This is a genomic window from Hydrogenophaga sedimenti (assembly GCF_051857515.1).
In the GTDB taxonomy this organism is placed as follows: Bacteria; Pseudomonadota; Gammaproteobacteria; order Burkholderiales; family Burkholderiaceae_C; genus Hydrogenophaga.
In genome coordinates this window covers 268197-287633 of the sequence record NZ_JBPZHA010000006.1, presented here as the reverse complement: position 1 = coordinate 287633, position 19437 = coordinate 268197, and the positions used below count along the sequence as shown (strand labels likewise).

The 19437-nt window shown below is 68.8% G+C and carries 18 protein-coding genes and 1 pseudogene; 11 read left to right on the top strand and 8 right to left on the bottom strand.

What is annotated here, in order from left to right; all coding sequences use genetic code 11:
- The first annotated feature begins 3 nt into the window (after positions 1 to 3).
- Complete coding sequence (locus ACS5NL_RS12545) at positions 4 to 1641, top strand: rhomboid family intramembrane serine protease (protein WP_439354158.1); 1638 nt, start codon at positions 4 to 6, stop codon at positions 1639 to 1641.
- A gap of 3 nt (positions 1642 to 1644) precedes the next feature.
- On the opposite strand, the gene ACS5NL_RS12540 is transcribed toward ACS5NL_RS12545, so the two are convergent.
- From ACS5NL_RS12540 to ACS5NL_RS12530, 3 genes and pseudogenes are all read right to left on the bottom strand, one after another.
- A complete protein-coding gene (locus ACS5NL_RS12540; RefSeq protein ID WP_439354157.1) occupies positions 1645 to 2106 on the bottom strand; it encodes a hypothetical protein in 462 nt (153 codons plus the stop codon).
- A gap of 36 nt (positions 2107 to 2142) precedes the next feature.
- A pseudogene (locus ACS5NL_RS12535) lies at positions 2143 to 3216 on the bottom strand (sterol desaturase family protein); the annotation flags it as partial.
- A gap of 22 nt (positions 3217 to 3238) precedes the next feature.
- Complete coding sequence (locus ACS5NL_RS12530) at positions 3239 to 3877, bottom strand: histidine phosphatase family protein (protein ID WP_439354156.1); 639 nt, start codon at positions 3875 to 3877, stop codon at positions 3239 to 3241.
- Positions 3878 to 3986: 109 nt separating this feature from the next.
- Here ACS5NL_RS12530 and ACS5NL_RS12525 point away from each other — a divergent pair, with 109 nt between their 5' ends.
- On the top strand, positions 3987 to 6347 hold the full coding sequence (locus tag ACS5NL_RS12525) for a hybrid sensor histidine kinase/response regulator (protein ID WP_439354155.1): 2361 nt from the start codon (positions 3987 to 3989) through the stop codon (positions 6345 to 6347).
- A 24-nt stretch (positions 6348 to 6371) separates the two neighbouring features.
- Here ACS5NL_RS12525 and ACS5NL_RS12520 read toward each other — a convergent pair whose 3' ends face one another.
- Together ACS5NL_RS12520 and ttcA are read right to left on the bottom strand one after the other, a co-directional pair.
- Positions 6372 to 6995, bottom strand: a complete 624-nt coding sequence (locus ACS5NL_RS12520) for a DUF4136 domain-containing protein (RefSeq protein ID WP_439354154.1) — start codon at positions 6993 to 6995, stop codon at positions 6372 to 6374.
- Between the two features lie 22 nt (positions 6996 to 7017).
- The gene (ttcA, locus tag ACS5NL_RS12515) at positions 7018 to 7947 is read right to left on the bottom strand and encodes a tRNA 2-thiocytidine(32) synthetase TtcA (protein WP_439354153.1); all 930 of its coding nucleotides are present in this window, start codon (positions 7945 to 7947) and stop codon (positions 7018 to 7020) included.
- Between the two features lie 318 nt (positions 7948 to 8265).
- On the opposite strand from ttcA, the gene ACS5NL_RS12510 reads away from it, so the two are divergent.
- Positions 8266 to 9246 (top strand): outer membrane beta-barrel protein, encoded by a 981-nt coding sequence (locus tag ACS5NL_RS12510; protein WP_439354152.1) that lies wholly within the window; start codon positions 8266 to 8268, stop codon positions 9244 to 9246.
- An 87-nt stretch (positions 9247 to 9333) separates the two neighbouring features.
- Here the strand turns inward: ACS5NL_RS12510 and ACS5NL_RS12505 are convergent, their stop codons facing one another.
- Together ACS5NL_RS12505 and ACS5NL_RS12500 are read right to left on the bottom strand one after the other, a co-directional pair.
- Positions 9334 to 9711 (bottom strand): dihydroneopterin aldolase, encoded by a 378-nt coding sequence (locus ACS5NL_RS12505; RefSeq protein WP_439354151.1) that lies wholly within the window; start codon positions 9709 to 9711, stop codon positions 9334 to 9336.
- Positions 9712 to 9723: 12 nt separating this feature from the next.
- Entirely contained in the window at positions 9724 to 10515 is a 792-nt protein-coding gene (locus tag ACS5NL_RS12500) for an SDR family oxidoreductase (RefSeq protein ID WP_439354150.1), read from the bottom strand.
- A gap of 44 nt (positions 10516 to 10559) precedes the next feature.
- On the opposite strand from ACS5NL_RS12500, the gene ACS5NL_RS12495 reads away from it, so the two are divergent.
- From ACS5NL_RS12495 to trxC, 3 genes are all read left to right on the top strand, one after another.
- Positions 10560 to 11696, top strand: a complete 1137-nt coding sequence (locus ACS5NL_RS12495) for a class I SAM-dependent methyltransferase (RefSeq protein WP_439354149.1) — start codon at positions 10560 to 10562, stop codon at positions 11694 to 11696.
- Positions 11697 to 11705: 9 nt separating this feature from the next.
- Positions 11706 to 11900 (top strand): DUF2905 domain-containing protein, encoded by a 195-nt coding sequence (locus ACS5NL_RS12490; protein WP_439354148.1) that lies wholly within the window; start codon positions 11706 to 11708, stop codon positions 11898 to 11900.
- 69 nt (positions 11901 to 11969) lie between these two features.
- Positions 11970 to 12419 carry a thioredoxin TrxC gene (trxC, locus tag ACS5NL_RS12485; RefSeq protein WP_439354147.1) on the top strand — a complete coding sequence of 150 codons (450 nt, stop codon included), beginning with the start codon at positions 11970 to 11972 and terminating at the stop codon, positions 12417 to 12419.
- Positions 12420 to 12429: 10 nt separating this feature from the next.
- Here the strand turns inward: trxC and ACS5NL_RS12480 are convergent, their stop codons facing one another.
- Positions 12430 to 13845: a hypothetical protein gene (locus ACS5NL_RS12480; protein WP_439354146.1), complete on the bottom strand. Its 1416-nt coding sequence runs from the start codon at positions 13843 to 13845 to the stop codon at positions 12430 to 12432.
- Positions 13846 to 14151: 306 nt separating this feature from the next.
- Between ACS5NL_RS12480 and glk the strand changes: the two genes are divergently transcribed.
- The 5 genes from glk to ACS5NL_RS12455 all read left to right on the top strand — a co-directional run bounded on the left by glk (position 14152) and on the right by ACS5NL_RS12455 (position 19435).
- Positions 14152 to 15132, top strand: coding sequence for a glucokinase (gene glk / locus ACS5NL_RS12475; protein WP_439354145.1), 981 nt, complete (start codon positions 14152 to 14154; stop codon positions 15130 to 15132).
- A 156-nt stretch (positions 15133 to 15288) separates the two neighbouring features.
- Positions 15289 to 16539 carry an ABC transporter substrate-binding protein gene (locus tag ACS5NL_RS12470; protein ID WP_439354144.1) on the top strand — a complete coding sequence of 417 codons (1251 nt, stop codon included), beginning with the start codon at positions 15289 to 15291 and terminating at the stop codon, positions 16537 to 16539.
- A 61-nt stretch (positions 16540 to 16600) separates the two neighbouring features.
- Positions 16601 to 17479, top strand: coding sequence for a carbohydrate ABC transporter permease (locus ACS5NL_RS12465; protein WP_439354143.1), 879 nt, complete (start codon positions 16601 to 16603; stop codon positions 17477 to 17479).
- Positions 17469 to 18329, top strand: a complete 861-nt coding sequence (locus tag ACS5NL_RS12460) for a carbohydrate ABC transporter permease (RefSeq protein WP_439354142.1) — start codon at positions 17469 to 17471, stop codon at positions 18327 to 18329. The genes ACS5NL_RS12465 and ACS5NL_RS12460 overlap by 11 nt, the downstream gene beginning before the upstream one ends.
- 5 nt (positions 18330 to 18334) lie before the next feature.
- The gene (locus ACS5NL_RS12455) at positions 18335 to 19435 is read left to right on the top strand and encodes an ABC transporter ATP-binding protein (protein ID WP_439354141.1); all 1101 of its coding nucleotides are present in this window, start codon (positions 18335 to 18337) and stop codon (positions 19433 to 19435) included.
- Positions 19436 to 19437 lie beyond the last annotated feature (2 nt).

The following is a 19437-nucleotide window of genomic DNA, read 5'->3' as shown; positions in this document are numbered from 1 at the left end:
GGCATGCGTTCGCAAGACACCCCCGGGACCGAAGCGTTCCACGCGTCCTGGCGCAGCGGGGCGTTGCGCACGGCGCTGTTGTCGCTCGGCATGACTGCGCTGATGGGCGCGGCGGCCTGGTCGATCGGCACCAAGGCCTGGCTGCTCGGCGGACTGGCGGCGGTTTTCGGCTTCTTGAGCGTGCTGCTGCTGCGCCAGTTCGTCGGCCCGGCGCCGGTGCTGGCGATCGGGCCCGAAGGTGTCACGGCCAGGCTGTTCAACGGCCACACCATTCCCTGGACCGAGATCACCGACGTGCAGTACGGCAGCGTGCAGGGGCAGCACATCCTGACCTTTGTGTTGCGGGTCGGCTCGCCCTGGCTGGCGCGCACCCGGCCGATGCTTGGCTTCGGCCTCAAGCGCAACCTGAGCCTGGGCGCCCTGCGCACCACCGACCGCGAGCGCGCCATCGGCGCGGCCATGCAGGGCTTTCGCCAATACGCAGGCGCGCAGGCGCAAGCGGCCGGCCGCGCGCTGATGGAAGACGCGGTGGCCGAGGTGGCGTTCGAGGAGCAACTGCAGGCTGTCACGCCCTCCCTCTGGGCGCTGTACGCGGTGATGGCGCTCAACGGCGCGGTCTGGCTGGGCACGCTGGCGGGCGGACTGAGCCCGATGAAACCGCTGTCGGCCGACCTGTTTGCCTGGGGCGCCAATTCGGCCACGGCGGTGGTGCGCGACGGCGAGGTCTGGCGCCTGCTGACCGCGACGGTGCTGCACGCGGGTGTGCTGCACCTGGCGCTGAACATGTGGGCGCTGTGGGACGCCGGGCGGCAGGTCAGCCGCTGGTACGGCAACGGCCAGTTCCTGCTGATCTACGGGGCCTCGGCGCTGGCGGGCAGCGCGCTGAGCCTGCACTTCTCGTCGCAGCAGGCGGTCTCGGTCGGGGCGTCGGGTGCGGTGTTCGGCGTGCTCGGTGCACTGGTCGCGGGCGTGTACCAGCACCGCCACCGCGTGCCCAAGGGCGTGTTCTCGCGGCTGATGGCCAGCCAGGCGGTGTTCGTGGTGGTCATGCTCGGGCAGGGGTTCGTGCGGGAGGGCATCGACAACGCCGCCCACGTCGGCGGCCTGCTGGCGGGGGCGGCCGTGGCCTGGCTGCTGGTCGAGCGGGTGGACACCCAGGCGGGCACGGCGCACCGGCGTGCCCGCCAGTGGATGGCGACCGGGGTGGTGGCGCTGGCGGTGGCCGCACTGGTCTGGACCGCCCGGCCCGGGGTCGACCACCGCGAGCTGTTCCGCACCCAGGCCGTGCTGCGCACCGTGCTGCCCGAACTGCGCGCGGCCGAGCAGGCCCTGCACGAGGACGCCAAGGCGCAGAAGGAGGGCCGACTGACCGGCGAGCGCTTCATCGACGCGCTGGAGCAGCGCCACATTCCGGCCTACCGCGCGGTGGGGCAGACGCTGCGGGGCCTGCGTCCGGCGCCACCGATTCCGCAGCTGGACAACCTGCGCGAGCGGCAGGGCGCGGTGCTGGAAATGATGGAACTGGAGGTGGGCCGGGCGCGCGGCACGGTCGATCCGCAACACGTCCGGGAGCGCGTGGCAGTGTTGAACCGGCGCCTGACCGAACTCAACCGCACGCCGCAGGGCGCTGCCGCTCCCTGATCCTCAGGCCTGGCCGCGGAATTCGCGCCATTGCACGCGCGCGAACCAGCCGCAGAGCAGGCACAGGCCCCAGAGCAGCAAGGCCCCCCAGCCCAGACCGCTCCAGCCGTCGGTGAGCGACATCACCCCCATCAGGCCGGTGAGGAAGCAGCCCAGGCCGGCCAGCAGGCAGAAGACCAGGGCCAGGCCGCGTTCGGTGCCGCGGCGCACCGTCTGCAGGGTGTCCTGCGTCTGTTGCCAGGCCGCGGCGGCGTCCTGGCCCGCGGTGGTCTGCTGGGCGGCGAGCGCGGCCTGAATCTGAGGCGCCTGCGCGAGCGCGGCGAAGTCGCCCCGGGCAGGCCGGCGGGCCCGCTGGCGCCACCAGAAGAACAGGAACAGCACGGCAATGACCAGCAGGATGCCGGTGATCCAGCGCAGCTGTTCCTGCCAGGGCACGCTGCCGGCGTGGGCGATGTAGTGCAGCATGGTGAATCGGGCGTGGGCTCAGGCGGGACGGCGGCCGGAGAGCCGGCCTTGCAGCAGGGCGCCCTGGACCCAGAGGGCGGCCGTCAGACCGGCGGCCCAGGCGATCTGGGTGCCGAGATTGAGCGTGTCGGCGGTCCAGAGGAAAAACGCGATGCCGCCCAGCAGCGCCACGAACAGGGCCACGGCGAGCCCTTGCGCGGCACGCGAGGCCGGCGGGTCGAAGCGCTGCACCGCCGCGATCTCGAACGGCGGCACCGGCCAGCGCACCGCCACGTCGGCCGGTCGCCAGCCCGGCGGCCTGAGCCAGGCCTGCAGCTTGTCGCGCCACCGCCCGGCGCGGGCGCTGTCTCGGGCCAGCCCGGCGTAGACCTCGGCGTTGGCCCAGACCGGGTCCCAGCTCTGCAGCGGTTTGCGGGTGCCGTAGACGCAGGGCTCGGCCGGGTTTTCGGGCTCGAAGGTGCCGAACAGGTGGTCCCAGAGCATCAGCACGCCGCCGTAGTTCCTGTCGAGATAGCGGTCATTGACGGCGTGGTGCACGCGGTGGTTCGAGGGCGAGGCGAACCAGCGGTCGAAGCGGCCCATCGTGCCGATCTGCTCGGTGTGGATCCAGAACTGGTAGAGCAGGTCGACCAGGCCCACCACGGCGAACACCAGCGGCGGCACGCCGGCCAGCGCCATCGGCAGGTAGAACACCCAGCCCAGCAGCGCGTAACTGGCGGGCTGGCGCAGCGCGGTCGAGAGGTTGTAGTGCTGGCTCTGGTGGTGCACCACGTGCGCGGCCCAGAACACGCCGACCTCGTGACCGATGCGGTGGTTCCAGTAGTAGAGGAAGTCGTAGCAGACCAGCGCCAGCAGCCAGCCGGCCGGCGAGGTCCAGAAGCCGCCGTCGCGCCACAGGGCCGCGTGGTCCTGCACCCAGACGTAGATGCCCAGCCGCAGCCCGAGCGTGAACACGTCGGCCACCCGGCTGAGCATGCCCAGGCCGATGCTGTTGAGCGTGTCGGCCAGCGCGTAGGTGTGGCGGCCGCGCCGCAGGCCGACGGCGAACTCGACCGCGATCAGCAGCAGGAACACCGGCATGGCGAGCACGATGACCTGGTTCGGGCTCATGGGCGTGTCGGGGCGGACGGGGTCAGGTCGTGCTCTCGTCGAGTGCGCCGTCCTGCAGGTGGCCGGTGTCGGCCCAGCCCACCAGGCTCAGGCCCTCGGGCGTCCAGAGCAGGCGGTTGACGGCGGTGTTGGTCAGGTCCCAGGTGCGTGCGGCCTGCAGCTCCAGCCGGGTCGCGGCGCGGTAAAGGATGTCCAGCACGCCGCCGTGGGCCACCAGCATCAGCTGCTCGCCCGGGTGGCGGGCCGCGATCTCGTCGACGGCCGCCACCACGCGCTCGCGCAGCTGCAGCAGCGATTCGCCACCGGGCGGTGCGAAGTCGGGCACCCGCTTGCGCCAGGCCAGCGCGTCCTGCGGGTGGTGCGCCTCGATCTCGGCCCAGGTCAGGCCCTCGAAGCGGCCGAAGGCGCGCTCGCGCAGGCCCTTGTGCGCCTGCACCGGCTTGCCGTGGGCGCGCGCGGTGGTCGCGGCGGTCTCGAAGGCGCGCGAGAGGTCGCTGGCGTAGAACGCGCTGATCGGTTCGTCGCGCAGCGCCTGGGCCAGCCGTCCGGCCTGCCAGCGGCCCTTGTCGGACAGCGCGATGTCGGTGTGGCCCTGGATGCGGGTGGCGCGGTTCCAGTCGGTTTCGCCGTGGCGCACGGCAAGAATGCGGGTGATGTGCAAGGCAGAAGACCTCGAAAACGGGAAATCGGTCACTGTAGCGCCGGATTGGCTGGCTGACCACGGGCAGTTCCGGGGATCGGTTTTCGCCGCGGGACAGGACAATGCCGGAATGAACGAGCACAGCGCCGCTCTGGCCGCGGATTTTTCCTCGCTCTTCCAGTTCCTGCCCATGGGCGCGTACCGCAGTTCGCGCCAGGGGGTGATGCTGCGCGCGAATCCGGCGCTGGTGCAACTCAACGGCTACGAAAACGAGCAGGCCATGCTGGTCGACGTCAACCAGGCCAACAGCGACTGGTACGTCCAGCCGGGACGCCGGGCCGAGTTCCGGGCGCTGCTGGAGCGCGATGGTGTCGTGCAGGGGTTCATCTCCGAGGTGGTGCGGCACCAGGACGGCGAGCACCGCTGGGTCAGCGAGACCGCCCACGGGGTCTACGGCGCCGCGGGCGAACTGCTCTACTACGAAGGCACGGTCGAGGACATCACCGACCGTGTGGCGGCCCAGCAGGCGCAGGAACGCAGCGAGGCCCAGCTGCGGCTGCTGACCGGTCAGCTGCCCGGCATGGCCTTCGTGGTCCTGGTCTCCGACGAAGGCGAGGCGCGGTACCGTTTTGTCAGCGAAGGCGTGCGCCAGATCTACGATCTCTCGCCCGAAGAGGTGCTGCACGAACCGGGCATCCTGGCGCGCTACCGGCATCCGGACGATGCGCCGGGCTTCGTTGACCACATCCAGCGAATCCATTCGGGCGAGAAGGACCACGGCCTGGAGTTCCGCATCGTGCTGCCCGACGGCAGCATCCGCTGGCTGTACCGGCGCTCGGACACCGTGGCCCGGGAGCCGGGCGCCCAGATCCGGGTCGGCATCCTGCTGGACATCACCGCCCGCAAGGAGGCCGAGCTGGCGCTGCGCGAGAGCGAGGCGCTGTGGAAGCTGGCGCTGGACAGCGCGGGCGACGGCGTGTGGGACTGGAACATGGTCACCGGCGAGGAATATGTCTCCCCCCGCATCAAGGCGATGTACGGCTTCTCCGACGGTGAGATCGCCAACCAACCGCTGGATCTGGACAACCGCACCCACCCGGACGACCTGGCGCAGATGCGGGCCGACCGGCAGGCCCATTTCGACGGACGTGCGGCCCTGTACCGCAACGAACACCGGATCCGCTGCAAGGACGGCAGCTGGAAGTGGGTGCTTTCGCGCGGCATGGTGATCGAGCGCGACGAACAGGGCAAACCGCTGCGCATGGTCGGCACGCACACCGACATCTCCGACCTCAAGCAGGCCGAGGCCCAGCAGCGGCTGCTGGAAGCCCAGCTCCGGGAGTCGCAGAAGATGGAAGCCATCGGCACGCTGGCCGGTGGCGTGGCGCACGACTTCAACAACCTGCTGGCCGCGATCCTGGGCAACCTGGCGCTGGCGCGGGAAGACGTGGGGCCGGACCACCTGGCGCAGGAAAGCCTCGCCGAGATCAGTCGCGCCGCCATCCGCGCCCGGCAACTGGTGCAGCAGATCCTGGCCTTCAGCCGGCGCCAGTCGCAGGAACTGCGGCACCAGCCGCTGCGGCCGCTGGTGGAGGAAACGCTGGCCCTGATGCGCTCGCTGCTGCCCGCGGGCGTGCAGCTGGTCACCCAGCTGGAGGATACGCCGCTGGCGGTGATGGCCGACGCGACGCAGGTGCAGCAGGTGCTGATGAACCTCTGCACCAACGCCTGGCAGGCGATGGGCAAACGCCCGGGCCAGGTCACCGTCGGGCTGGACGCGGTGCGGGTGGACGACCCGGCGGCCCTGGGGCTGGAGGGGCTGGCCCCGGGCGAGCACGCGCGCCTGAGCGTGAGCGACGACGGCCCGGGCATGACCCTGGAAACCCAGCGCCGCATCTTCGAACCGTTTTTCACCACCAAGGCACCCGGCGCCGGCACCGGCCTGGGCCTGTCTGTCGTGCACGGCATCGTCAAGGCGCACCGCGGCGCGATCGCGGTCCGCAGCGCGCCGGGCGAAGGCGCGCGCTTTGACGTCTACCTGCCGCTGGCCGCGGCCCAGGCGCCCGACGGTGTGCCGGAGAAAGTCGCCGAGCCGCCCCCCGCGCCGGTCGCGACCCACCACCACATCGTCTATGTCGACGACTACGAGGCCTTGTCGTTTCTCGCCGGCCGGCTGCTGCGCAAGCACGGCTACCGGGTCAGCACCTTCGTCTCCGGCGAAGAGGCGCTGGCCTGGCTGCAGGCCAACCCGGACCCGGTCGACCTGCTGGTGACCGACCAGAACATGCCGGGCCTGAGCGGCGTCGAGCTGGCGCAGGCGGTGCGGATCCTGCGGCCGGGGCAGCGCGTGGCCATCGTCTCGGGGCACGTCAACGAGCAGCTGATCCTGGCCGCGACCGCCGCCGGCGTGTCCGACGTGCTGGGCAAGCAGGACAGCATGGACGCGCTGGCCGAGGCCGTGCGTGCGCTGATGGAGAAACCGTCGCGCTGACGGTGTGGCGCCTGCGGGCGCGGGTCAGTGCGCGAGTTCGATCTCGACCCGGCGTGGACCGGCCGGGGGCCTGGGGAAATCCTTCAGCGCCGCCTCCACCATGGCCTGCCACAGCGCGGGCGTGGCGTTCCAGCGGCTGTCGTGTTCGGCCCGGGTTTCATAGACCACCTGGCCACCCGGGACCGTGCGCACCAGCAGCGTCACCTGCCGCTGGTAGTCCGGCGGGTCGGCCGGGAACAGGAACATCGGCGACCAGAAGAAATGGCCGTTGCCGGTCACGATGTGGCCGTGCAGGGACCAGCCGCTGCGGCGGTCGTCCCAGGGGTCGCGCGCGCGGGTGGTGCTGGCCGACACCTGGACCGTCCAGCGCGCGTCGGCATCCTTGTCGGCCAGCGTCCAGCCATGCCGCTCCAGCGACTGGCGGGTCGTGGCTTCCAGCGCGCCCTGTTCCTGCGCGGCGGCGCCGTCGCCCTGCGAGGGCAGGCGCTCGAAGCGGTAACGCTGCGGCCCATGTGGCACCGCGGCGGCGGCCCCGCCGGTCGGAAGTTCCCAGCGCGCAAAGCTGTGGACCGTGTTGTCCACGCGCTGCGGGCCGGCGCAGGCCGCCAGCGCCATCACCAGCATCAGCGCAAACAGGTGTCGGAGCATGCTTCCTCCCGGTCGTTGGCGGTCAGGATTCGGCCGCTGCAATCGGTATGACCGTGCGCGGGGCCGCAACGTTCCCTTCGGCCGCGTCCTCGTCGACGGCGCGGGGCGGGGCCTGCAGCGGCTCCTCGTCGAACGCCAGGTCACCGTCCTCGACCGGCGCGCCGGTGGTCTTGATGGTCTGGAACGGGTAGAGCGCGCGGTCCATCAGGTGGCTGGGCACCACGTGCTGCAGGGCGTGCAGCATGTTCTCCAGCCGGCCGGGGAACTGCTTGTCCCAGTCGCGCAGCAGGTTGCCGACCTGCTTGCGCTGCAGGTTTTCCTGGCTGCCGCACAGCGTGCAGGGGATGATGGGGAATTCACGCGCCTCGGCCCAGCGGATCAGGTCCTTCTCGGGCACGTAGGCCAGCGGGCGGATCACCATGAACTCGCCGTTGTCGCTGACCAGCTTGGCCGGCATGCCCTTGAGCTTGCCGCCGAAGAACATGTTCAGGAACAGGGTCTGCAGCATGTCGTCGCGGTGGTGGCCCAGCGCGATCTTGGTCGCGCCCAGTTCGCGCGCCACGCGGTAGAGGATGCCGCGGCGCAGGCGCGAGCACAGGCTGCACATGGTCTTGCCTGGCTCGATCTTCTCCTTGACGATGGAGTAGGTGTCCTGCGTTTCGATGTGGTACTTGATGCCCAGCTTGGAGAGGTATTCCGGCAGGATGTGGTCGGGGAAGCCCGGCTGCTTCTGGTCGAGGTTGACCGCGATCAGCTCGAAGTTCACCGGCGCGCGCTTTTGCAGCTTCATCAGGATGTCGAGCAGACCGTAGCTGTCCTTGCCGCCCGAGAGGCAGACCATCACGCGGTCGCCTTCCTCGATCATGTTGTAGTCCACGATGGCGCGGCCGACCTCGCGGCACAGGCGCTTTTCGAGTTTCTTGTTTTCGAAGGCGAGTTTTTCAGGAGTCATGGTTCTGGGCCTCGGGTTGGGCGGGCCGGCGTTGCGTCAAACACAACAGCTTGTCGCGCTGGGGCGTGTTGCAATGCACAATGTGCCGCACTGCAGCACAAAATTGTGTCAGGTCAAGGTTCGGAATAAGCCGAAAGGTACACTTCCGGACGGAGGGCAGCGTCTTCGAGGGCGCCGCACGACCCGCTAGATCCGCGCTTGACCGCGGAAAAGCCATTGATTTTATTTGGAGTCTTTATGTCCTACGTTCTTCACCGGGTTGCCGTTGCCGCTGCGCTCGCTTCCCTGGCCACTGTCGCCTCCGCCCAGACCGCCGGTATGACCACCGACCGCGACGGCAACACGGGTTATGCCACCCCCGAAGCCTGCGACGCAGCCATCCAGAGCGGCAAGGCCAAGTTCTACAAGCCCCAGACCAAGCAGAAGCCCAAGCTGGGCGAAGGCGAAGTGTCGGTGTCCCCGATGCTGCTGAAAGACCTCAGCCCCAACTACTCCAAGGGCGCCTGCGACAAGGGCGTGGCCACGGCCCGCGGCCGCGGCGGCGTGAGCAAGGCGCTGCAGGGCAAGTGGATCCCCTTCAGCCCGGCCATGGAAGTCAACGCCTACAAGAACAAGGACGGCAAGATCGTCCGCGTGACCATGCGTCAGTGCGACAACCACTTCTCCGACCTGCTGCCGCGTCCGACCCCGGTCGCTGTCGCTCCGGCCCCGGCTCCCGCCCCCGTGGTGGCCCCGGCTCCCGCACCCGCTCCGGTCGTGGTCGCTCCGGCGCCCGCCCCGGCCCCCGCTCCCGTGCTGAAGGCCGCCGAAGTGGTGTCCTTCCCGTACGTCTTCGGTACCCTGGGTGCCCAGCGCGACCTGATCAGCAACGGCCCGATCGCCGGCATCGCCCAGCACGACGACCACGACACCAAGCTGGCCCTGCAAGGCGGCGTGGGTTACCAGATCAACAAGCTGTGGGGCGCTGAAGCGTTTGCCCAGTTTGGCCGTGCCCACGACTTCGAAAACGGCATCGAGTCCAAGGTCCGCGCCCTGGGCCTGCGCGCCACCGCCGGCACGAACCTGGGTGAAGCCACCCGCGTGTTCGGCAAGCTGGGTGTGGCCAGCGTCAAGCACATCGACGCTGTCGAAGGTTCGCAGACCCGCCCGACCCTGGGCCTGGGCCTGACCCATGCCTTCAGCAAGAACCTGGCGCTGCGCAGCGATCTGGACGTCTTCCTGAAGAAGAGCTCCGACGAAGCCCGTTCCTGGAAGGAACTGGTGTACCTGGGCGTTGGCGTCCAGTACAACTTCAAGTGATGCCGGTTCCGGTGTCCTGAAGCAAAAAGGCCCCGCAAGGGGCCTTTTTCTTTGGTGGTTCCCATGTGGGACGTCGGCCGCAGGAGCTCACCACTGCCCGCTTTCCATCCGGATCGCGACCTCGCAGTCGTCGAAGATCTCCAGCTTGGCGATCTTGACCCGCACGCCGATCACGCCGGGCAGCTGCATCAGGCGGCGCGTGAGTTTGCCGATCAGGCTCTCCAGCAGGTTCACGTGTTCGGCCGTGCATTCGTCGATGATGATCTGGCGCACCTTGCGGTAGTCGAGCACGTGGCCGATGTCGTCGTCGTGCGGCAGCAGGGGTTGCGTGCCCTGGTTGAGTTCGGCGTCGACCTGGATCGGCTGCGGTGCGGTTTTCTCGTGGTCGAGGATGCCCAGGTTGGCGTCGAAGCGCAGCCCGGTGAGCGTGAGGATCTGGGTACCGCGGTGGTTCGGGGTGTTCATGGCGGCTGCGCCTCACATCATCGAAAAATCGCGCGCAAAGCGCACCAGGTGCTGGCCGCCGTCGACCAGCAGCGTGGTGCCGGTGATCGAGCGGTTGCTCAGCGCGAAGACCACCGTGGCGGCCACATCTTCGGGGGTCGACGAGCGCCCCAGCGGCGACTGCCGGTGCAGCGCCTGGAACTTCTCGTCGGACAGCAGGTGGCTGGTCAGCGTCAGGCCGGGCGCCACGCCGACCACGCGCACGCGCGGCGCCAGCGCCATGGCGAGCATGCCGGTGGCCGCTTCCAGGGCGGCCTTGGACAGGGTGTAGCTCAGGAAGTCGGGGTTGAGGTTCCAGAGCTTCTGGTCCAGCAGGTTGACCACCGCACCTTCGGCCTCGCGCGCGCTCAGGTGCGCGTGCAGCGCCTGCGCCAGCAGGATCGGCGCGCCGGTGTTGCTGCGCAGGTGGGACTCCATGGCGGCGAAACCGAAGCTGGTGGCGTCGTCGTGTTCGAACAGCGAGGCGCTGTTGACCACCGCATCGACGGCCCCGAAATGCCGGATCACCGCGGGCAGCAGGGCGCGCACGCTGGCTTCGTCGCTGAGGTCGGCGTAGAACGGCTGCGCACTGCCCGGGCGCCCCGAGAGGGTCTCGCATTCGCGCGCTGTCGCCTGGGCCTCGGCGGCCGACTGCCGGTGGTGCACGGCCAGGTTCCAGCCGGCGCGCGCCAGCGACAGCGCGATCTCGCGGCCGAGGCGGCGGCCCGCGCCGGTGACCAGGGCGGTGGGGGGCGGGTGGGCGGGGTGCGTGTGGGGGCCGGGCATGGCGGGCGACCGATCTAGGACAATGGGCGGGTGAGTACGACACCGTGACTGAGTCTTCAAGTTTAACGAGCGCCCTGCTGGCGCGGGTGGCCGCCGCGATCCGCGAGGTCGGCGGCTGGCTGCCGTTCGACCGCTTCATGGCCATGGCCCTGTACGAGCCGGGCCTGGGCTACTACGCCAACCGCAGCCCGAAGTTCGGCCAGATGCCGCAAGGCGTGGCGGGGCAGGGCAGCGACTTCGTGACCGCGCCCGAGCTGTCGCCGCTGTTCGGCCAGACACTGGCCCGGCAGGTCGCGCAGGCCCTGAACGCCACGGACACCGACGAGGTCTGGGAGTTCGGTGCCGGCACCGGAGCGCTCGCGCTGCAGGTGCTCGATGCGCTGGAAGCCCTGGGCCAGGCGCCGCGCCGCTACACCATCGTCGACCTTTCCGGCAGCCTGCGCGAGCGGCAGCAGGCCACGCTGTCCCGCCACGCGGGCCGGGTGCACTGGGCCGACCGCCTGCCCGAGACCTTCGAGGGCGTGGTGCTGGGCAACGAGGTGCTGGACGCGATGCCGGTGCAGCTGCTGCACCGCGTGGGTGGCCAGGCCGACGGTGTGTGGCACGAGCGGGGCGTGGCGCTGGCCGGCGACGGCCGGCTGGCCTGGGCCGACCGCCCCACCGCGCTGCGGCCGCCGCTGGACATCGAAGGCCCGCACGACTACCTGACCGAGATCCATGCGCAGGGCGAGGCCTTCGTCAGGACCCTGGCCGAGCGCTGGACCCGTGGGGCGGGCTTCTTCATCGACTACGGCTTCCCCGAGGCCGAGTACTACCACCCGCAGCGCCACATGGGCACGCTGATCTGCCACCGCGCGCACAAGAGCGACGACGATCCGCTGGCCGACCTCGGCCTCAAGGACATCACGGCGCATGTGAACTTCACCGGCGTCGCGCTGGTCGCGCAGGACGCCGGCCTGGCCGTGCTGGGCTACACCTCGCAGGGCCGTTTCCTGATCAACGCCGGTCTGCTGGATGCCGCGAAAGACGCCGGCCCGCGCGAGAACGCCATGCTGGGCAAGCTGGTGAACGAGCACGAGATGGGCGAGCTGTTCAAGGTGATCGGCCTGGCGCCCGAAGCGAGCGCACAGGGCTGGGACCCGGTCGGATTTGCGTCGGGTGACCGCACCCACCGGCTGTAGGACGGCACCATGATCCGCTGGATGATCGTCATCTTCCTGGCCCTGATGCTGATCAGCTGGTTCACCCCGCTGCTGCACAAGCTGGGCTTCGGCAAGCTGCCGGGCGACCTGCGCTTTCGCGCCTTCGGCCGCGAGTGGTTCATTCCGCTGACCACGACCATCCTGCTGAGCTTCATCGCCAGCCTGATCGGCCAGGTGATCTGATACCCCGCAGGGTGTCTCTTGAAGCCCCGAAGGGCAGCCCCATCTGCGGGGGAATCCATGGAGTCCCCCGTGAACACCACCACCGAATCCCTGCACGTCGTCTGCCCGCATTGCCACACCACCAACCGCGTCGCGGCGGACGGTCTGCGCCAGGCGCCCGACTGCGGAAAATGCCACCGGCCGCTGTTCGGGGGGCACCCGGTCGAGCTGGGGGAAGAGGCTTTTGACAAGCATGTCGGCCGCTCGCAGCTGCCGGTGCTGGTCGATTTCTGGGCGCCCTGGTGCGGCCCCTGCCGCATGATGGCGCCGCAGTTCGAGGCGGCGGCCCGCGAGCTGGAACCGGGGGTGCGGCTGGCCAAGGTCAACACCGAGGAAGCGCAGGCGCTGGCTGCGCGCCTGAACATCCGCAGCATCCCGACGCTGGCGCTGTTCGTGGACGGGCGCGAGGTGGCGCGCCAGCCGGGCGCCATGGGCGCCGCCGACATCGTGCGCTGGACGCGCACGCAGTTGCGCCGCTGAGCGCCGCCGCTCAGGGCCGCTGGAGGTGGAAGGCCAGCGTCAAGGTGCGCGTGTACGTGTTGCCTGCCTGGTCGGTCGCGGTCACCGTGATGTCGAACGAGCTTTCTCCGTAGGTGCCGGGGCCGAAGCTGAGGCTTCCATCGGGCGCGACGCTGATCAGGCCGTTGCCGCCGGAGAACGTGCAGGTGTTGTTGGTGCGTGGGGACACGGCGATGTCGCTGCACAGCAGGCGGCCGGCGCCTTGCGGCGCGACCGACACCCATGTGTACACCGCCGACGGGCCGACCTCCTGCAGGCTGGGCACCAGCGTCTGCTGCAGCTGGATGTCGGTCGGTGCCGGATCGGGCACGGGTGGGGGCGAAACCGGCGGCGCAGGAGCGGCGGCTGGCGCGTTGCTGTGGCTGGTCGAGGTTTCCGACGTGACGAAGCGCTCTTTGGTCTGAAGCACGGTGCCGAAGTAGTTGCGTGGCGCGTACATCGCGCGCACGGTGTCGCGCAGCAGCTCGGTGTTGCTCCCGGGTTTGTGGCCCGGGTGGGTCGCCACATCGCCCAGCTCGAAGCGCAGGCCGAGGTAGATGCCCTGGCTCTTGTCGTCGCGGGTGTTGCGGAAGGCCTGCAGCACCAGGCTGGCGTCGATGCGGTCGATGCGGATTTCGCCGCCGAACTGCCAGCGGCCGCGGTTGTTCACGCCGATGTCGAGGTAGGCGTCCTGTGCGGGCAGGTAGTGGCGGTAGTTGAGGTGGACCCGCCGGTATTTGTCTTTGGCGTCCAGCAACCGGGTGCGGCCCTGTTTCCACTGCAGCCCGACCACGCCCTGTTCGCCCGCGTTGGCCTCGACCGTGGCCGAGAGTTCGTTGCGGCGGCCACCATAGAAACGCTCGGTGCGGCGCACGAACCCCTGCGTGTGGGTGACGGTGGTGGTGAAACCCTGGGTGTCCGAGCGGGTGTCGTCGAACGGCGTGTCGGAGACCGACAGCAAGCGGTCCTGCGTGCGCTGGTGCAGGCCCTCGACATACCAGCGGCGGACGCCCTGCACCGGCGCCACGCCGCTCAGGCGCCACTGGCCGCTGAAGCCCTTCATCTTGGCGGTGCGGCCCGGGATCGGCTCGCGGCCGGTGCTCAGCGAGCCGATCAGGTGGTGGCTGTCGCCCAGCCGGACACCGCCGCCGAGCATCAGGTGCTGCGAGCGGCTGGAGTGGTCGGCTTCGAGGCGGAAGGCGGTGTGTTCCTGCTCCAGGGAGAGGCCGACGACGCCCTGGGTGTCGCGCTCGACGCGCTGCACGCCGATTTCCAGTTCCGGCGATCCGGTGGCGGCGGGCGCCGAGGGGGGCGTGGTCTGGGCCAGGGCGCCCGCACTGGCGCAGGCGCCGGTCAGCAGGGTGAACAGGATGCGGGGTGAACGCGGGTGTGACAGACGGATGGACATGGTTTTTCTGGGGTGAAGCGGCAACACCGACCCTGGCACGCTCGAAGAGCGCACCGGGATCGGCGTTCACCGGGGGACGGGGATGGGCTCATCGCGTGGGCCTCCTCCCTGGACGCCATCGGGCAATGAACCGGGTGATCTTAGGGGTGTCATTCCCAGAATTCACACTTAAGTATCCATTTGATACACATTTGTCCCGTGCGAAGTGGCTTCCGCCGCGGGCGGCCCGGGCGCCGGGAAGGCGAGGTTGTAATTCGGTTACATCCGTCGGCATAATCCGGGGATCTGTTTTTCTGACGCTGCGCCATGGCCGATTCCACCGTCTCCACCTCCCGTCTGCTGGCCGACATCGGTGGCACCAATGCCCGTTTTGCCTGGCAGGCGGCGCCCGGCGCTGCGATCACCGATGTGCGCGTGCTGCCCGGCGCGCAGTACCCGACATTGCAGGCGGCCATGCACGCGTACCTCGACGGGTTGGGGCGTGGTGCGCCGGCCTCGGTGGCGATCGCGATCGCCAACCCGATCACCGGCGACCTGGTCCGCATGACCAACCACGACTGGGCGTTTTCGCAGTCGGCGGTCAAGGCCGAGTTCGGCCTGCGCAACCTGCGCCTGCTCAACGACTTCACCGCGCTGGCGCTGGCCCTGCCGGACCTGCCGGCGGCCGAGCTGCGCCGGGTCGGTGGTGGCGAGGCCGTGCCGGGCGTGGCCATGGGGCTGGTCGGTGCGGGCACCGGGCTGGGCGTCTCGGGCCTGCTGCCCGACGGGGTTGGCGGCTGGGTGCCGCTCGAAGGCGAGGGCGGTCACGTCACGCTGCCCGCGACCACGGCGCGCGAGCGGACCGTCATGGACGGCCTGATCCGGCGCTACGGCCACGCCTCGGCCGAGCGCGTGTGCTGCGGCCAGGGGCTGGTCGACACCTGCGCCATCCTGTGCGAGGCCGACGGCGTCACGGCGCAGGGCCTGGACAGCGCCAAGGCGGTCAGCGAGGCCGCCCTGCAGGCGGGCCATCCGCAGGCGCTGGAAACCCTGAACCTCTTCTGCGCCATGCTCGGTTCGGTCGCCGGCAACCTGGCGCTCACGCTGGGCGCGCGGGGCGGCGTCTACGTGGGTGGCGGCATCGTGCCGCGCCTGGGCGCCTGGTTCGACGCCTCGCCGTTCCGGGCCCGGTTCGAGCAGAAGGGCCGCTTCACCGGCCTGCTGCAGGGCATGCCGGTCTGGGTCATCACCTCGGAGCAATCGCCCGCCCTGCTGGGTGCGGCCCGGGCGCTCGATGCGCATCCCTGAAACTTTGTCACCAAGGCGTCCGGTTCGGGTTTTTGCGGATGTAATTTTTCTTTAATTAAAGATAAATTACAGACATCCGGCGGCATGGTGCCGCTCCGGATCGAACCGCGCCGCGCCCAGATGCGGGTCCGGCATCCCTTCCTTACTGGAGACATGATGATGAAACTCTCGAAACTCGCCACCGCTGTTGCTATCGCCATGGCCGGCTCTGCCGCCTTCGCTGGCGAGGTGGAGGTCCTGCACTGGTGGACCTCGGGCGGTGAAGCCAAGTCGGTGGGCGAGCTCAAGAAGATCATGCAGGGCAAGGGCCACACCTGGAAGGATTTCGCCGTGGCCGGTGGTGGTGGTGATGCAGCCATGACCGTCCTGAAGAGCCGTGTCGTCGCCGGCAACCCGCCGGCCGCCGCCCAGATCAAGGGCCCGGCCATCCAGGAATGGGCGAACGAAGGCGTGCTGGCCAATCTGGACACCGTCGCCAAGGCCGAGAAGTGGGACAGCCTGCTGCCGGGCGTGGTCGCCAACGTGATGAAGTACAAGGGCAACTACGTCGCCGCGCCGGTGAACGTGCACCGCGTCAACTGGATGTGGGCCAACAGCGCCGTGCTGAAGAAGGCCGGTGTGGCCTCCGCGCCCAAGACCTGGGACGAGTTCTTCGCCGCCGCCGAGAAGGTCAAGAAGGCCGGCCTGATCCCCGTCGCCCACGGTGGCCAGAACTGGCAGGACTTCACCACCTTCGAATCGGTGGTGCTGGGTGTCGGTGGCGCCAAGTTCTACCAGGACGCGCTGATCAAGCTGGACCAAAAGGCCCTGACCAGCCCGACCATGACCAAGTCGCTGGAAACCTTCCGCAAGATCAAGGGCTACACCGACCCCGCCGCCCCGGGCCGCGACTGGAACCTGGCCACGGCCATGGTGATCCAGGAAAAGGCCGCCTTCCAGTTCATGGGTGACTGGGCCAAGGGCGAGTTCACCGCCGCCGGCAAGGTGCCGGGCAAGGACTACATCTGCGCCGCCGCCCCGGGCACGGGCAACGCCTACACCTTCAACGTCGACTCGTTCGCGATGTTCAAGCTCAAGGACGCCGCCGCCCAGAAGGCCCAGGCCGATCTGGCTGCCTCCATCATGGGCACCGAGTTCCAGGAAGTCTTCAACCTGAACAAGGGTTCCATCCCGGTCCGCCTGGGCATGAAGATGGACAAGTTCGACGACTGCGCCAAGCTCTCCAGCAAGGACTTCGTCGACACCGCCAAGAGCGGTGGCCTGGTGCCCTCGATCGCCCACGGCATGGCTGTGAGCCCCGCTGCCGAAGGCGCCATCAAGGACGCCGTCAGCCAGTTCTGGAACGACGACAAGATCTCGGTCGCCGACGGTGTGAAGAACATCGCCAAGGCCGCCGCGACCAAGTAAGCACCCCGGTGCCACCAGCACAAGCCCATCCCTGGCGGATGGGCTTGTTTTTGGAACTCCCATGAAATCCTTCGAAAACCTGCTGCCCAAGCTGGTGATCACCCCAAGCTTCGTGCTGGGCTTCGCCTTCATCTACGGGCTCATGATCTGGAACGGTGTGCTGTCGGTCACCGGCTCGCGCATGCTGCCCAACTACGACAACTTCGTGGGCCTGGACCAGTACGTGCAGCTCTGGTCCATGGACCGCTGGTACGTGGCACTGAAGAACCTGGCGATCTTCAGCATCCTGTATGTCGGCGGCTCGATGCTGGTCGGCATGGTGCTGGCGATCTTCCTGGACCAGAAGATCCGCGCCGAAGGCTGGTTGCGCACCATCTACCTCTACCCCATGGCGCTGTCGTTCATCGTGACCGGCACGGCCTGGAAATGGATCCTCAACCCCAGCGACGGCCTGCAGAAGCTGATGCACGACCTGGGCTGGGCGACCTTCAACTTCGACTGGCTGGTGCAGTCCGACTACGCGATCTACTGCGTGGTGATCGCGGGTGTCTGGCAGTCGGCGGGCTTTGCGATGGCGCTGTTCCTGGCCGGCCTGCGCGGCATCGACGACAGCATCATCAAGGCGGCCCAGATCGACGGCGCCTCGCTGCCGCTGATCTACTGGCGCATCATTCTTCCGATCCTGCGCCCGGTGGTGTTCTCCACCATCCTGGTGCTCTCGCACCTGTCGATCAAGAGCTTCGACCTGGTGATGGCCCTCACGGCCGGCGGCCCCGGTTACGCGACCGACGTGCCCGCCACCTTCATGTACACGATGAGCTTCACGCGCGGCCAGATCGGCCTGGGCGCGGCCAGCGCCACCATGATGCTGGCGACCGTCGCGGCCATCGTGGTGCCCTATCTCTACAGCGAACTGCGGAGCAAGCCCCATGACCGCTAAACCCCTGACCTTTGGCCGGGTGTTCACCTATGGCCTGCTGCTGGTGGCGGCGCTGTTCTTCCTGACGCCGCTGTACGTGATGGTCGTCACCTCGTTCAAGGACGCCGAGCAGATCCGCAGCGGCAACCTGCTGAGCCTGCCGCACGGCCTGAACTTCGAGGCCTGGGGCCTGGCCTGGTCGACCGCCTGCACGGGTGTCGACTGCCGGGGCCTGAAACCCTACTTCATGAACTCGGTGGTGATGGCGGTGCCGGCGGTGCTGATCTCGACCGCCTGGGGCGCGATCAACGGCTACGTGCTGTCGATGTGGAAGTTCCGCGGCTCGGAGGTGCTGTTCGGTTTCCTGCTGTTCGGCGTGTTCATGCCGTTCCAGGTGGTGCTGCTGCCGATGAGCCAGGTGCTGGGCATGCTGGGCCTGTCGTCGTCGATCAGTGGCCTGGTGCTGGTGCACTGCCTGGCCGGCATGGCGGGCACGACGCTGTTCTTCCGCAACTACTACACGGCGGTGCCGCGCGAGCTGGTGAACGCCGCGCGCATCGACGGTGCGGGCTTCTGGCGCATCTTCTGGCGCATCGTGCTGCCGATGTCCACGCCCATCATGATGGTCACGCTGATCTGGCAGTTCACCAACATCTGGAACGACTTCCTGTTCGGCGTCGCCTTCAGCGGCGCCGACAGCAAGCCGGTGACCGTGGGCCTTAACAACATGGCCAACACCACCAGCAGTGTCAAGAGCTACAACGTGGACATGGCCGCCGCGATCATCGCCGGCCTGCCCACCATGCTCGTCTATGTGCTGGCCGGCCAGTACTTCGTCAAAGGTCTGACGGCCGGTGCCGTCAAAGGTTGAAATTCATGGCTTCTCCACTCCACATCAAGGGCATCCGCAAGGCGTTCGGCAAGGGCGACAAGACGGTCGAGGTGCTCAAGAAGATCGACATCGACGTCGCACCGGGCGAGTTCCTGATCCTGGTCGGGCCCTCGGGCTGCGGCAAGTCCACGCTGCTGAACATCATCGCCGGCCTCGAAGAGCCGACCGAAGGCGAGCTGCACATCGGCGGCAAGAACGTGATCGGCATGCCGCCGGCGCAGCGCGACATCGCCATGGTGTTCCAGAGCTACGCGCTCTACCCGACCATGACCGTGGCCGACAACATCGGCTTCGCGCTGGAAATGCGCAAGGTGCCCAAGGCCGAGCGCGACAAGCGCATCCAGGAAGTGGCGACCATGCTGCAGATCGAGCACCTGCTCGACCGCCGCCCGGCCCAGCTCTCGGGCGGCCAGCGCCAGCGCGTCGCGATGGGCCGCGCCCTGGCGCGCGACCCGCAGCTGTTCCTGTTCGACGAGCCGCTGTCCAACCTGGACGCCAAGCTGCGCGTGGAAATGCGCGCCGAGATCAAGCGCCTGCACCAGCACAGCGGCATCACCACGGTCTACGTGACCCACGACCAGATCGAAGCCATGACGCTGGGCAGCCGCATCGCGGTGATGAAGGGCGGCATCCTGCAGCAGATCGGCTCGCCCGACGAGATCTACCGCCGCCCGGCCAACACCTACGTGGCCGGCTTCATCGGTTCGCCGACCATGAACTTCATCGACGGTCGCGTCGAGCGCGGTGGCGAGAACGGCCGCTTCGTGTTCGCCGGTGGCGCGCTGGACCTGCCCTGCCCGGCCGGGCCGGACGTGACGCTGGGCCAGCGGCCCGAGCACATCCACCTGTCCGACAACGCCAGCTGGCGCGGCGAGGTGTTCCTGGTCGAGCCGACCGGTGCCGACACCTTCGTGGTGGTCAAGACGGCCGCCGGCATGGTCACGGTGCGCGAGCCGGCCAACACCCGGCTGCAGATCGGCGACAACGTGGGCATGACCGTGAGCGGCCACCACAACAACTGGTTCGACAAGGCGTCCGGCAACCGCCTGACCGAGATGGACTCGTCCAGCCTGTTCGTGGGCTGAGG

What these genes read in the sequence shown, in the direction of transcription:
- ACS5NL_RS12510 (WP_439354152.1), top strand. Translation starts at nt 8,266, where the DNA reads ATGACCACCGACCGCGACGGCAACACGGGTTATGCCACCCCCGAAGCC.
- ACS5NL_RS12470 (WP_439354144.1), top strand. Translation starts at nt 15,289, where the DNA reads ATGATGAAACTCTCGAAACTCGCCACCGCTGTTGCTATCGCCATGGCC.
- ACS5NL_RS12540 (WP_439354157.1), bottom strand. Translation starts at nt 2,106, where the DNA reads ATGCTGCACTACATCGCCCACGCCGGCAGCGTGCCCTGGCAGGAACAG.
- ACS5NL_RS12520 (WP_439354154.1), bottom strand. Translation starts at nt 6,995, where the DNA reads ATGCTCCGACACCTGTTTGCGCTGATGCTGGTGATGGCGCTGGCGGCC.
- glk (WP_439354145.1), top strand. Translation starts at nt 14,152, where the DNA reads ATGGCCGATTCCACCGTCTCCACCTCCCGTCTGCTGGCCGACATCGGT.
- ACS5NL_RS12500 (WP_439354150.1), bottom strand. Translation starts at nt 10,515, where the DNA reads ATGCCCGGCCCCCACACGCACCCCGCCCACCCGCCCCCCACCGCCCTG.
- ACS5NL_RS12525 (WP_439354155.1), top strand. Translation starts at nt 3,987, where the DNA reads ATGAACGAGCACAGCGCCGCTCTGGCCGCGGATTTTTCCTCGCTCTTC.
- ACS5NL_RS12455 (WP_439354141.1), top strand. Translation starts at nt 18,335, where the DNA reads ATGGCTTCTCCACTCCACATCAAGGGCATCCGCAAGGCGTTCGGCAAG.
- ACS5NL_RS12490 (WP_439354148.1), top strand. Translation starts at nt 11,706, where the DNA reads ATGATCCGCTGGATGATCGTCATCTTCCTGGCCCTGATGCTGATCAGC.
- ACS5NL_RS12480 (WP_439354146.1), bottom strand. Translation starts at nt 13,845, where the DNA reads ATGTCCATCCGTCTGTCACACCCGCGTTCACCCCGCATCCTGTTCACC.
- ACS5NL_RS12545 (WP_439354158.1), top strand. Translation starts at nt 4, where the DNA reads ATGCGTTCGCAAGACACCCCCGGGACCGAAGCGTTCCACGCGTCCTGG.
- ACS5NL_RS12460 (WP_439354142.1), top strand. Translation starts at nt 17,469, where the DNA reads ATGACCGCTAAACCCCTGACCTTTGGCCGGGTGTTCACCTATGGCCTG.
- ttcA (WP_439354153.1), bottom strand. Translation starts at nt 7,947, where the DNA reads ATGACTCCTGAAAAACTCGCCTTCGAAAACAAGAAACTCGAAAAGCGC.
- ACS5NL_RS12505 (WP_439354151.1), bottom strand. Translation starts at nt 9,711, where the DNA reads ATGAACACCCCGAACCACCGCGGTACCCAGATCCTCACGCTCACCGGG.
- ACS5NL_RS12465 (WP_439354143.1), top strand. Translation starts at nt 16,601, where the DNA reads ATGAAATCCTTCGAAAACCTGCTGCCCAAGCTGGTGATCACCCCAAGC.